Origin of the sequence: Enterococcus sp. AZ177 (assembly GCF_050544585.1) — a bacterium.
GTDB lineage: Bacteria > Bacillota > Bacilli > Lactobacillales > Enterococcaceae > Enterococcus_L > Enterococcus_L plantarum.
The window spans coordinates 2,181,621-2,194,429 of record NZ_CP172944.1 but is presented as its reverse complement, the minus strand read 5'-3'; the positions used below and the strand labels follow the sequence as shown (position 1 = coordinate 2,194,429).

Here is a 12,809-nt window from a genome sequence, read left to right as displayed (position 1 = left end):
GGCTTGTGAAACTGGATTGGTTTGATCAATCTATACCACAAAAAAGAAAAGGATGTGCTTTTCCATGCGTAAACCAATTATTGCTGGTAACTGGAAAATGAACAAAACGGCTTCAGAAGCAAAAGATTTTGCAGAAGCTGTAAAAACAAAAATCCCTGCAAATAGTTCAGTAGATTCTGTTATCGGTTCTCCTGCTTTATTCTTACAAGAATTAGTAGAAGCAGCTAAAGGGACTGAATTAAAAATCTCTGCACAAAACTGCTACTGGGAAAATTCAGGTGCATTCACTGGTGAAACGTCTCCAGCAGCACTTGCTGATCTAGGTGTTGACTATGTAATCATCGGTCACTCTGAACGTCGTGAGTACTTCCACGAAACAGACGAAGACATCAACAAGAAAGCGAAAGCAATCTTTGCAAACAACATGACACCAATCTTCTGTTGTGGTGAATCTTTAGAAACATACGAAGCAGGCAAAACTGCTGAGTGGATCGAAGGCCAAATCACAAAAGGGTTAGTTGGTTTATCAAACGAGCAAGTATCTTCAATGGTTATTGCTTATGAACCAATCTGGGCCATCGGAACTGGTAAATCTGCTGATGCGAATATCGCTGATGAAATTTGTGGCGTTGTTCGTGCAACAGTTGAAAAATTATATGGCAAAGAAGTATCAGAAGCTGTACGTATCCAATACGGCGGTTCTGTAAAACCTGAAAACATTGCTGAATATATGGCAAAAGAAAACGTTGATGGTGCTTTAGTTGGCGGAGCGAGTCTTGAAGCTGACTCTTTCTTAGCTTTACTTGATGCTGTTAAATAATCACGTCTTATAACAATATACGCAATTAATCAAAGATTCATTGAGTATTCCATGAATTATGCAAAAAATGTTTGCATAGCGCACGGTTATTCACTACAATCATAATTAAGGGAATCGAATCCCCTTAGTATAAAACAAACTCAAAGGAGAGACAAAACATGTCAATTATTACTGATGTTTATGCACGCGAAGTCTTAGACTCACGCGGTAACCCAACAATCGAAGTAGAAGTATACACTGAAAGCGGTGCTTTTGGTCGTGGAATGGTTCCATCTGGTGCTTCAACTGGTGAATACGAAGCGGTTGAATTACGTGATGGCGACAAAGCTCGTTACTTAGGTAAAGGGGTTGTTAAAGCAGTTGACAACGTAAATAACATCATCGCTGAAGCAATTATTGGCTACGATGTACGTGACCAAATGGCTATTGATAAAGCAATGATCGATTTAGATGGAACTCCTAACAAAGGTAAATTAGGCGCAAACGCTATTCTTGGTGTTTCAATCGCTGTAGCCCGTGCTGCTGCTGATTACCTAGAAGTACCTTTATACCACTACTTAGGCGGATTCAATACTAAAGTATTGCCAACTCCAATGATGAACATCATCAATGGTGGATCTCATGCTGATAACAGTATCGACTTCCAAGAATTCATGATCATGCCTGTAGGTGCTCCTACATTCAAAGAAGCTTTACGCTACGGTGCTGAAGTATTCCACGCATTAGCTGGAATCTTAAAAGCGCGCGGTTTAGCTACTTCTGTAGGTGACGAAGGTGGATTTGCTCCTAACCTTGGTTCAAACGAAGAAGGTTTTGAAGTAATCATCGAAGCAATCGAAAAAGCTGGCTATGTACCTGGTAAAGATATCGTTCTTGCGATGGATGCTGCTTCTTCTGAATTCTACGATAAAGAAAAAGGTGTTTACGTTTTAGCTGATTCAGGTGAAGGCGAAAAAACAACTGAAGAAATGATCGCATTCTACGAAGAATTATGTGCGAAATACCCAATCATCTCAATCGAAGATGGATTAGATGAAAATGACTGGGATGGTTTCAAAAAATTAACTGTTGCTTTAGGCGACAAAGTTCAATTAGTTGGTGACGATTTATTCGTTACAAACACAACTAAATTAGCTGAAGGAATTGAAAAAGGCATCGCGAACTCAATCCTTATCAAAGTGAACCAAATCGGTACTTTAACTGAAACATTCGAAGCAATCGAAATGGCTAAAGAAGCTGGCTACACTGCAGTTGTATCTCACCGTTCAGGTGAAACAGAAGATTCAACAATCTCTGATATCGCTGTTGCAACAAACGCTGGTCAAATCAAAACTGGTTCATTAAGCCGTACTGACCGTATTGCAAAATACAACCAATTATTAAGAATTGAAGACCAATTAGGCGAAGTTGCTGAATACAAAGGGTTGAAATCTTTCTACAACTTAAAAAACAAATAATTTTAGTTGATTATAAAGCAAAAAGGGACAACTGATTCATGAATCTTTTCTCCTTATACTCATACGTAAAAGCTCCTCTTGCGAAAGTAAGAGGAGCTTTTTTATTAACTATCAAGCTTCATGAAGTATCCTTCTATTATCAAAAATAAAAAATCGGTGCTATACTAAAAAGAAAATAGAGGAGGGTGTATCATGAATCAATCTGATCTACAAGCTATCATGAAAAAACAACAAAATTTTTTTAACACAAATCAAACAAAATCGGTTTCTTTCAGAAAAGAAAAGCTGGAACAACTTCTGACGAACGTAAAAAAACATGAAGAAGATTTTTACTGGGCTTTTGAAAAAGATCTTAAAAAGCCTAAAGCTGAAGTATATGCAACAGAATTTGGATTGGTACTCTCAGCAATCAAAGATATGCTTAAAAATCTTGATAAATGGACGACCCCTGTAAATAAACCTAGAGCTATATCATCGTTACTAAATAAAAATACAGTTATTCTAGAGCCGTATGGTACAGTGTATATAATTGGTCCCTTTAATTATCCCCTTCAATTGACGTTAGTACCCTTAATTGGCGCACTTGCAGCTGGTAATTGTGCACTTGTAAAACCATCTTCAAAAACACCGAATGTAGCCGCTGTAATTGGGGCTATTGTGGGTGAAACATTTGATGAAGAGTATGTGAAAGTTCTTTCGCCAAATTCAATTGATAATGCGACAGTTTTAAAAGAGCGGATGGATTTTATCTTTTTCACAGGGAGTACTAAAGTTGGAAAAATCGTGATGGAATCAGCAGCTAAACACTTGACTCCAGTTGTTTTAGAGCTTGGAGGGAAGAGTCCAGCAATCGTTACAGAGCAAGCGGATATCGAAATAGCAGCTGAACGTATTATTTGGAGTAAACTGCTGAATACGGGTCAAACATGTATTGCAACCGACTATGTTCTGGTAGATGAAAAAGTGAAACGTGAATTGATTCACGCGATGAAAGAAAAAATAATCGAATTTTACGGAAGAAACATTCAAGAAAATCCTGATTATGGTCGAATCGTTCAAGGGGATGCAATGGCTAAATTTAGTCAATTAATTAATGAAAATCAGCAATTTCTGATTTATGGAGGAGAGTATGATCAGCAAACAAGATATGTCGCACCAAGTCTTTTCGATATCGGTTTAAGCCGAGATAATAGCTTGATGGAAGCAGAATTGTTTGGTCCGCTATTACCGATTTGTACGTATCGAAACATAGATGAAGCTATTACCTTTATTAAAGAAGGGGAAAAAACATTAGCTTTATACTTATTTTCCGATGATAGGGATATTCAGAAAAAGATCTTACAAGAAATCTCTTTCGGTGGGGGTGGTATCAATCAAACGATTCTTCATGTTGCCAATGATGAATTGCCTTTTGGTGGAGTAGGCGCTTCTGGGATGGGGAACTATCATGGTAAATACAGTATCGAAACCTTTTCTCATAAAAAAGCAATCGTTTATGGAAGAAAAGATTCTATGGCAAAATTGATTTATCCACCCTATGATCAAAAAAAATTCGACTGGTTAAAACGATTGTTATAACCCTTTCTACTAAAATAAACAAGCTAAAAAGCACAGTTTGAAAAATGACTGTGCTTTTTAGTTCTACGACGAATCTACCTATTTTCTGTGTGCAACGAAAGCGATAATAAATCTTATCCCTGTAAAGATGAATACCATCATTCCAGCAAAAATAAAAAGAAATCCTATCGGGATAAGATAAAAGTTTTCATGTAGAATTCCTATTGCATCAATATATTCTACTGAATTAGCTTTTATAAAAAAACATGCAAAGCCAAAAAACAATAAAAAGGCACCAATCAATGTTGTGACCATAGTTAATTTTGCTCGTCTTGTTTCACTACCATCCTTAATTAGTTTTTCTGTCATATTATTCACGTTACTTCCTCCTAAAATCAATTCATCAAGTGAGATATGAAAAATACTAGAAATTAGGATCAACATTTCAAGGTCTGGAAGGTTTCGATTATTCTCCCAGTTTGATACGGCTTGTCTTGTTACATTTAAACGAATCGCAAATTTTTCCTGTGTCAGTTGATTTTTTGTTCGTAGCTCTTTTATTTTTTCTCCAAATTCCATCGTATAATGTCCTTTCATTAATGTATCTCAATCATAAAGAGATATCTTAGTTTATTCAAGAAAGCAATGCTTGCAGATGTACAAAATAAAGGAAAGCACGTCTTGCTTCGTCATTTTTCCTCTATAAATATTGTTTTTTCACAGTCAGAACATTTGTATAATTAAATTATAGCATTCATTATTTATATAGCGAACGATCACTCTCAGTTTTAAATTAGTAAACAAAAAAGTGATTGTTGCTTCATCCAGATGAAAATCTACCTAGTGTTAGATTATAAATGAATACTGTTCAACGCATATGCTTTTTTTTATGAAGAGTTATTTGATATACTAAATGTATTGAAACGAAAGGAGGAAAATTTTATGAAAACAAGAGCTGAATTAAAAAGTGAAGCTAAAGGCGTTTTGCGTGGACGTTGGAAAGACAGTGTATTGATGTGCTTAGTTCCAACATTAGTCTCAATTGCAATTGTACTATTGTTATTCTTTTTACTAATCATTCCTATCATTACATTTGCGCAAAACAATCCAGATTTTATGAGTGGTAATGCAAATTATGACGGAAATTCAGGTGGAGGTGGAGGTAGCTTTTTAGGTGGTATTATTGGTGCTATCTTTAGCGCTGGTATCTCTTGGACATTCCTTGATCTTTATAGAGGGAAAAGACAAGATATTCGCCCATTTTCAGATGCTTTCCGCGGCTTTGCTGGACCTGTAGTTTTAGGAGTAATCTGTCTATACGTTATTACAACGGTGTTTATTTCTCTTTGGACATTACTATTGATCGTTCCAGGAATTATCAAAGGCTATTCTTACTCACAAACGTATTTTGTTTACTATGATGCTTTTGAAGAAACTGGGGTACGCCCAGGATTTCTAAATTCTATTACGCGCAGTAGGCAACTTATGAATGGGTACAAAGGTCAATTATTCTTATTAGACTTAAGCTTTATTGGTTGGCATATCCTAGCAATTTTAACATTAGGAATCGGCTATCTATGGCTAACACCTTATATCACTGCAACGAAAGCTGCTTTTTATGACAATTTACCGAAAACAGCAACAGTTTAAGACCATTAAAACTGAAAGTGAGGCATGACTCTTAGAGTTAGGCCTCCTTTTTTTGTATATATCGATTGTTTATAGTTTGTTTATTTTCTCGTTAGCACTTGTTTACACCTCCTCTTTATACTAAAGATAAGCAGTAACCATTTATCCAAATACAGGGGGAGAAAATTACCATGAAAAATAAAAAAATTATCGTAGGAATCTCAAGTTTGGTACTATTATTAGCAGGTTGTAGTGTCGGAACACAAGAAACCTCAGGATCAAAAGATAGTAAGCAACAACAGACAGAACAATCCAAAGAAGGACAGAATAAAAATAAAGGGGATCAGTTAAACAAAATTTTAGGTGAAACCAATTGGCAAGGAACAAAGGTTTACGATAAAGACAATAATGATTTAACGAAAGAAAATGCTAATTTCATCGGATTAGCAAAATATGATAGTGAAACTGGCCGCTATGAATTTTTCGATGCGCAAACACGTGAAAGCCGTGGAGATCGTGGCACCTTTTTCATTACAAACGATGGGACAAAACGAATCCTACTTTCAGAAACGATGAACTACCAAGCAGTTGTTGACCTTACGGAACTGACGAATAAACAATTTACCTATAAACGAAAAGGCAAAGACAAATCTGGGAATGAAGTAGATGTATTTGTAGAACATATCCCGTATAATGAAAATGAACTAGCTTTTACTGAAAAAGAAACAGCACTAAATACGACAACCGGTTCTATTAACGCAGAGAAAGACGGCGCTGAAATCTTAGGTCAAACGTTATGGAATGGGACAAAGGTTGTTGATGAATCCGGTAACGATGTAACAGAGTTCAACCAAAACTTTATTAGTTTGGCTAAATTCGCTGCAGATACAAATAAATACGAATTTTTCAACTTAGAAACAGGTGAAAGCCGTGGGGACTTCGGTTACTTTGATGTATTGAATCACAATAAAATCCGAGCGCATGTCTCGATCGGTCAAAATAAATATGGCGCAGCACTAGAATTGACGGAATTAAACAACAAAAAATTTACGTATAAACGAATGGGCAAAGATCAGACTGGCAATGACATCACCGTATTCGTTGAGCATCAACCTTATACGGGAGAATTTAAACCAGAATTTAGTTTTTAAAAGCTTCCAATAACGGTGCAGCTGGTTAAGTTGAAAACATCGATCGCTTTTTCGTAAATAACGCAAAGGAGAATAATATGACCATAAAAAAACGATTTCTCATTTCATATATTGGCGGGATCGCGATTGCTTGTTTATCGCTATTTTCAATCATCTGCATTGTTTTTTATGTTACAACTGGGAAAATACCTAGTCCTGGAACGGTGTACAAAACGTTTACACAGCAACGTTCCTTAAGTCCGGAAGAGGAACTAGCATATATCAAACTTCGTGGCATTGCCAAATCTAATCCAGAGCAGTTGCTTAAACCTAGTGGAGAATTAAAACAAACCATTCAACAATTTGAAGCTGAATCATTGGGTGTCGTTGTTCGTAAACAAGAAGCAATCGACTACTATTCAAAAGACTTAGTCGAAAAATCATTGATCGCCCATTTTCCTAAATTTGATGCCAATAACATTGAAACAAGGGGAACCATCGACAATGCAGGACGATTGTATCGCTATATGAAATTTGATTTTTATTTTAACGATCAAGTGCCTGGCAGTCTATTGGTTTTAATGAAAGAAAGTAGCTTTCTGGAATTTATGACGAAATGGGGAGTCCTGATTATTATTACGATTTTATTGGTGTCAATTGGCGGATTACTTTTTTTAAATCATTTATTGAAGAAAACGATTATTCGACCACTTGAAACACTTGGTTCTGGAATGACTGAAATCCGTAATGGACATTTAGAAACTTCCGTAACCGAACCAGTTAAACAGACAGCGTTGGAAGTCAAACAATTGACGGATGATTTTGAAAAAATGAGAGAAGCGTTGATTTCATCAACAGAAGAGCAAATAAAGCTTGAAAACAACCGCAAAGAGCTTGTTGCTAGTATCTCACACGATTTAAAAACGCCAATCACCTCGATTATTGGTTATGTAGAAGGTTTGTTAGATGGCGTGGCGGATTCTCCTGAAAAGCAAGCCAACTATTTAAAGACGATCCATACAAAAGCCCTCTCATTGAATGAACTAATCGAAGAATTATTTCTTTATTCTAAATTAGATGCTGCAGCAGTACCATTTCATTTTGAGCGGATCGATATCAATGAATTTTTAAAGCATATTATTGAAGAATTCCAGTTACAAGATAATCAAGTTTCTCTTCAATTAACAAATCAAGAAATGACAAACAGTTATGTTTTAGCAGATCGGATGCAATTAAATCGAGTTTTTATCAATTTGATTGAAAACAGTTTGAAATTTAAACATCCAAACCGTTCGCTTTCCATTGCAATCGATGTGTCTAGAAAGGCCGAAAGGATAATGATTCAGTTATCAGACAATGGTCAAGGCATTTCAAAAGAACAATTACCTTATGTTTTTGATCACTTCTATCGAGGAGAAGAAGAACGTCCAACACATACTGGTGGTAGTGGTTTAGGTCTGGCTATTGTAAAACAAATCATTGAGATGCATGAAGGGAAAGTTACGATAGAAAGTGACTTACACCAAGGAACGACCGTTACAATCTACTTAAAAAAAGCCTGAGGAGGACAGCCAAATGTCAAACGAAGTATCACGTGTTTTATTGATTGAAGATGATGCAAGTATTGCAGAATTACAAAAAGATTATTTAGAAATCAACCAGATAAAAGCTGAGATTTCAAGGGATGGATTGGTTGGTCTGAACCGGGCATTGAATGAATCGTTTGATTTGATTGTGGTCGATATTATGTTGCCTTCAATGGATGGTTTTGAAATTTGCCGAAGAATCAGAGAAAAGAAAAATATTCCATTAATGATTGTTTCAGCTAAAAAAGAAGACATCGATAAAGTCAGAGGCTTAGGTTTAGGAGCAGATGACTATATGACGAAACCTTTTAGTCCTAGTGAATTAGTGGCTCGCGTTCAAGCCCATATCAAACGGTATCAATCTTTGACAAAAGCTGAGCCTGTCAATGAAATTATCGAAAGTGGTCAGATCAGGATTGATAAAAGTGCCCGCAGAGTTTTTGTTTTAGGAGAGGAAATCATTTTTCCCACAAAAGAATTTGACCTACTATTATTCTTTATAGAACATCCGAATCGGGTTTGGATGAAAGAGCAGCTGTTCCGTCAAGTGTGGGAAATGGACGAGTTGGATAGTGACATCTATACCGTAGTTGTGCATGTAGGACGCATTAGAGAGAAATTGAAAAAAGGCAAATTATCAGAAATCCCAATAGAAACAATTTGGGGAAGTGGCTATCGCTTCAACAGCTAACGAGTAAACAAAAGGAGAAAATTTATGAAAAAAAACCATCTGTTTGCTGTGTTTATTTTATGCAGTATTGTTGGACTGTCAGGTTGTAAACCAGATCAAAGAAGAGAGACTGAACAATCTAGTGCCACGTCCAGACCCGCCATTTTTAATCCAGCTTCATCGGAGACACAAGCCAAAAGTGAAGAAGTGGAAAAAACTGACGTGAATGATGTAACGTTTGAAAATACTTCGTATAACTATGATGTTGTTACGGGGGCGACTCAGACAACCTTTGGATCGAACCCAAAACCTCTATACACATATGAAGAAAAATTAAAGAAAATGTTTTGGTCAAATCAACCTCCGTTAGGGTTGATGGAGGGAAACTATTTTACAAATGAAGGGTATTTTGATGTGGGAAATAAAGGCATTGTTGAGATTGTTACCGATGAAACGAATAAAATCATTAATGTTGAATTTAATGAATACGGAGCGGAAAATTATTATGCCTCAAAATATGCAGGAGCGAATAAACGCCTTTCTGATTATGCTTTTTTCCAAGCACAAAACCCAAGAACAGATACGACCTTAGTCACGGTGGTCAATGGCATCACGTTTGTAGAAAAACAAATGCGAGAAGAAAATCGGGTTGATGGAAACTTTGAAACAGTCAAAGGCTCTTCAACAACTGCAAGACAAGGATTAATGGCAATTGCAGCTGAACTCAAAGACGAAATCAAACAACCGTCGAAAACGAAGTATATCGGATATGCGGAGGATTTTGGTAATGGATTGATTGGCAGACTTCAATTGACCGTCACGGATGGAAAGATCGATACTGCGCGATATGATGAATATTTTGCTGATCAACCAGAGAAAATTGCGGAAGATCAGTTAAAACAATATTATCGCCAATCGAAATACTTTTCGCTAGATTATAATGAAAAGACGAACAATGATTTCATAACATTTGCTGACGAATTGACACATGCAATTGTTACACAACAGTCACTACTAGTTGAGAATAGTGAAGTGACAAAGCATCCGTCTTTTGCTTCCTATCAAAAATTGATTGAGCATGTTAAACTGTAGTCTATTTCCATTGCTGTTTCAAAGTACTTTTGTCACAAGTTCTATTCAGTAGACATCAAATATAAGCAGAAAAAAGTTGACGATTGTTTCATCGTTAACTTTTTTGTTACTTCAAATTATAGAGTTCAGATTAATTTTAATGCATTAAAATTAAAAATATTCTCATTTTATTCTTCATTTTAGGTGGAGAATAGATTATACTAAAGTAATAGTAGTAAGTATAATGAAGTAGTGGAGCAGATGAGAGTTGTCTTTGACTAGCCACAGGGTTAGTTTTACGCTACGCTTTTATATTAAGGAGGGCATATGGAAAAACGTAAAACAAAGAAAACGGGTTTATTGTTAGTAGCATTATTTTTAGGGTATACTATGGTATATATCGACAAACTTTCAGTAGGGTATTCGCTGATTCCCATCTCAGAGGAATTTGGATTAGACCCAGCAGCGAAGGGTATGATCATGAGTGCTTTTTTCCTTGGTTACGCAATTATGCAGATTCCGATGGGCTTAGTCATCAATAAAGTTGGCTCAAGAGTTGTGTTGATCGGTTCTGTTTTAGGAATGGGTTTATTTTCATTCCTATTTGGTTTTGGAACATCGTTGATCATGTTTATGTCGTTACGCTTCTTAACTGGATTTTTAGCGCATTCAGGTTATGCATCGTCAGCGAGTAAGGAAGTTACGATGAACTTTCCACCAGAGAAGCGAACCTTTGCACAAGGGATCTTATTATCATCCTCTGGTGTAGCAGGTTTTATTGGACCATTAGCGTTATCACCAATTATTACAAATGCGGGTTGGAAAAATGCCTATATGCTTTTAACTGCCTTGGCGGTAGTCATTGCTATTTTTCTAATTATCGCTATTCCTAGAAATGAAAAAGCAAAAGAAAAAGAAGAGGCCATTGTGACCAAAACGGAAAAGATTTCGATTTTAGTCATTTGGTCAGATATTCGAGTATGGATTTTATTTTTAAGCTCATTCTTCATTAACTGCTTGTTATACGGACTCTCAAGTTGGGTACCTAGCTTTTTGACGGGGGAACGTGGTTTGGCACTAAATGGTGCAGCTGTAATCAGTAGTGTGGGTGGTTTGTTCATGCTGATTGGTTCGATTGGCGGTAGTTATGTTGTCGGAAGATTTTTCCAACACAAGGAAAAGGCAGTCGTTGCAATCACGGCTATTTTAGGCACACTTTCAGCATTTGGTTCTTATTATATCGGTAATCTTGTTTTATTATCGATTGTAATGGGCTTGGCAAACTTTTTCTTGATCATCTCATTTGTTACGATGATGAGCATTCCATTAAGAATCTTTGAAGGCGCTAAGTTTGCTCCAAGCTATGGCACACTAGCAACGGGAGGAATTCTCGGTGGATTTGTTTCACCGACTCTTATCGGAAAATTAGTGGAGCTGTCAAACGGTCAGTATATTTCAACATTTATTTTCTTTTTAGTGGTGGGCTTATTAACCGCCGTAACAATTATGTTTATTAAACAAAAATAATACGATAGTTTCGTTCATTCTAATGAAAACTAAATTAAAGGGAGGAACCACCAATGACAAACATTCAAGAACAAATGCCTCAAGCAGATATGATCAAATGGAGAAGACATTTACATCGTCATCCAGAATTATCATTTCATGAAGTTGAAACGGCAAAATATATCCAAAAGGTCTTAGCCGATTTTCCTAACTTAGAAGTTACCTCTTTAACGGAAAATAGTGTGATTGCTACTTTGAAAGGAAGTAAACCTGGCAAAACGATTGCTTTGCGAGCAGATATTGATGCATTGCCGATCATGGAAGAAGCGGATGTTGATTTCCCGTCCGAAAATCCAGGTGTCATGCATGCTTGCGGACACGATACCCATACAGCAATGCTTTTGGGTGCTATTAAAGTTTTAAGCGGAATGCAAGACAAAATTGCAGGAACGGTGAAGTTTATTTTCCAACCGGCCGAAGAAGAACCACCGGGGGGAGCAAAATTACTAGTTGAAGCGGGTGTTATGGATGATGTGGATATGGTGTTCGGTCTACATATCGCGCCGAATATCCCTGTTGGTATGGTGGGGACTAGAAAAGGAGCAGCTAGCGCGGCTTCGGATGTCTTTACATTGAAAATCCAAGGAAAAGGCTCACATGGTTCAACCCCCGACTTATCTGTTGACCCTATCATGATTGGAGTCGAAATCATCAATAATTTAAATAATATCGTCTCAAGAAATATTAGTCCTTTTGACAATGCCGTTATTTCAATCGGTGAATTTAATGCTGGAAAAACAGCCAATGTTATTCCGGATACAGCACAAATCCAAGGAACGGTTCGTACGAATAATAAAGAAGTTCGTCAGTTTATCAAAACACGAATTGAAGGAATTATTGATGGAATTTGTAAGATGTATGGAGCTAGTTATGACTTAGATTATTTACTAGGCTATAGTGAGGTCAATAATGATAGTGATGCAACAGATCTTGTTTTGGCAGCAGCTGAAAAAGTGGTCGGTAAAGAGCGAATATTTGAAGCGCCAAAAATGATGGGCGGTGAAGATTTCTCAGCATACACAGATGTGAAGCCAGGATCATTCTTTATTTTAGGCGGTGGAACGGCGGCAGAAGGATGTGGCTATATGAACCATCATCCGAAATTCAAAATTATGGAGGAGTGCTTCCCAGTGGGTTCTGGGATGCATGCACAGCTTATTTTAGATATTTTGGGACAAGAATAAATTTGATAAAAAGAACTTTAACGTCAGTGTTAAGGTTCTTTTTATCTTCTAATTGTTAAAAGTAGGCATTAAATAAATACAAATAGTTGCGATTTTAATTACTTAAACGAAAAAATCGTATCTATTAAACAATGAAAGA

At 36.6% G+C, this 12,809-nt stretch carries 11 protein-coding genes; 10 read left to right on the top strand and 1 reads right to left on the bottom strand.

What is annotated here, in order from left to right; all coding sequences use genetic code 11:
* Positions 1-64 precede the first annotated feature (64 nt).
* From tpiA to IGJ34_RS10710, 3 genes are all read left to right on the top strand, one after another.
* Positions 65-820, top strand: coding sequence for a triose-phosphate isomerase (gene tpiA, locus IGJ34_RS10720; protein WP_069655203.1), 756 nt, complete (start codon positions 65-67; stop codon positions 818-820).
* A 158-nt stretch (positions 821-978) separates the two neighbouring features.
* The gene (gene eno, locus IGJ34_RS10715) at positions 979-2,277 is read left to right on the top strand and encodes a phosphopyruvate hydratase (protein WP_010771434.1); all 1,299 of its coding nucleotides are present in this window, start codon (positions 979-981) and stop codon (positions 2,275-2,277) included.
* A gap of 192 nt (positions 2,278-2,469) precedes the next feature.
* A complete protein-coding gene (locus IGJ34_RS10710; protein ID WP_430597436.1) occupies positions 2,470-3,855 on the top strand; it encodes an aldehyde dehydrogenase family protein in 1,386 nt (461 codons plus the stop codon).
* Positions 3,856-3,933: 78 nt separating this feature from the next.
* Here IGJ34_RS10710 and IGJ34_RS10705 read toward each other — a convergent pair whose 3' ends face one another.
* Complete coding sequence (locus IGJ34_RS10705) at positions 3,934-4,413, bottom strand: DUF3955 domain-containing protein (protein WP_111247736.1); 480 nt, start codon at positions 4,411-4,413, stop codon at positions 3,934-3,936.
* A gap of 363 nt (positions 4,414-4,776) precedes the next feature.
* Here IGJ34_RS10705 and IGJ34_RS10700 point away from each other — a divergent pair, with 363 nt between their 5' ends.
* From IGJ34_RS10700 to IGJ34_RS10670, 7 genes are all read left to right on the top strand, one after another.
* Positions 4,777-5,484, top strand: a complete 708-nt coding sequence (locus tag IGJ34_RS10700) for a DUF975 family protein (RefSeq protein ID WP_069655205.1) — start codon at positions 4,777-4,779, stop codon at positions 5,482-5,484.
* 170 nt (positions 5,485-5,654) lie between these two features.
* Positions 5,655-6,614, top strand: a complete 960-nt coding sequence (locus IGJ34_RS10695) for a DUF4822 domain-containing protein (RefSeq protein ID WP_111247704.1) — start codon at positions 5,655-5,657, stop codon at positions 6,612-6,614.
* 77 nt (positions 6,615-6,691) lie between these two features.
* On the top strand, positions 6,692-8,155 hold the full coding sequence (locus IGJ34_RS10690) for a sensor histidine kinase (protein ID WP_430597435.1): 1,464 nt from the start codon (positions 6,692-6,694) through the stop codon (positions 8,153-8,155).
* Between the two features lie 13 nt (positions 8,156-8,168).
* The gene (locus tag IGJ34_RS10685; RefSeq protein WP_111247702.1) at positions 8,169-8,870 is read left to right on the top strand and encodes a response regulator transcription factor; all 702 of its coding nucleotides are present in this window, start codon (positions 8,169-8,171) and stop codon (positions 8,868-8,870) included.
* A 24-nt stretch (positions 8,871-8,894) separates the two neighbouring features.
* Positions 8,895-9,941: a hypothetical protein gene (locus IGJ34_RS10680; RefSeq protein WP_111247701.1), complete on the top strand. Its 1,047-nt coding sequence runs from the start codon at positions 8,895-8,897 to the stop codon at positions 9,939-9,941.
* Positions 9,942-10,247: 306 nt separating this feature from the next.
* Positions 10,248-11,447, top strand: a complete 1,200-nt coding sequence (locus IGJ34_RS10675) for an MFS transporter (RefSeq protein WP_206837467.1) — start codon at positions 10,248-10,250, stop codon at positions 11,445-11,447.
* A gap of 53 nt (positions 11,448-11,500) precedes the next feature.
* Positions 11,501-12,670, top strand: a complete 1,170-nt coding sequence (locus IGJ34_RS10670) for a M20 metallopeptidase family protein (RefSeq protein WP_069655211.1) — start codon at positions 11,501-11,503, stop codon at positions 12,668-12,670.
* Positions 12,671-12,809 lie beyond the last annotated feature (139 nt).

Coding starts and splice junctions, on each gene's coding strand:
- tpiA (WP_069655203.1), top strand. CDS start 65: ATGCGTAAACCAATTATTGCTGGTAACTGGAAAATGAACAAAACGGCT.
- eno (WP_010771434.1), top strand. CDS start 979: ATGTCAATTATTACTGATGTTTATGCACGCGAAGTCTTAGACTCACGC.
- IGJ34_RS10710 (WP_430597436.1), top strand. CDS start 2,470: ATGAATCAATCTGATCTACAAGCTATCATGAAAAAACAACAAAATTTT.
- IGJ34_RS10705 (WP_111247736.1), bottom strand. CDS start 4,413: ATGGAATTTGGAGAAAAAATAAAAGAGCTACGAACAAAAAATCAACTG.
- IGJ34_RS10700 (WP_069655205.1), top strand. CDS start 4,777: ATGAAAACAAGAGCTGAATTAAAAAGTGAAGCTAAAGGCGTTTTGCGT.
- IGJ34_RS10695 (WP_111247704.1), top strand. CDS start 5,655: ATGAAAAATAAAAAAATTATCGTAGGAATCTCAAGTTTGGTACTATTA.
- IGJ34_RS10690 (WP_430597435.1), top strand. CDS start 6,692: ATGACCATAAAAAAACGATTTCTCATTTCATATATTGGCGGGATCGCG.
- IGJ34_RS10685 (WP_111247702.1), top strand. CDS start 8,169: ATGTCAAACGAAGTATCACGTGTTTTATTGATTGAAGATGATGCAAGT.
- IGJ34_RS10680 (WP_111247701.1), top strand. CDS start 8,895: ATGAAAAAAAACCATCTGTTTGCTGTGTTTATTTTATGCAGTATTGTT.
- IGJ34_RS10675 (WP_206837467.1), top strand. CDS start 10,248: ATGGAAAAACGTAAAACAAAGAAAACGGGTTTATTGTTAGTAGCATTA.
- IGJ34_RS10670 (WP_069655211.1), top strand. CDS start 11,501: ATGACAAACATTCAAGAACAAATGCCTCAAGCAGATATGATCAAATGG.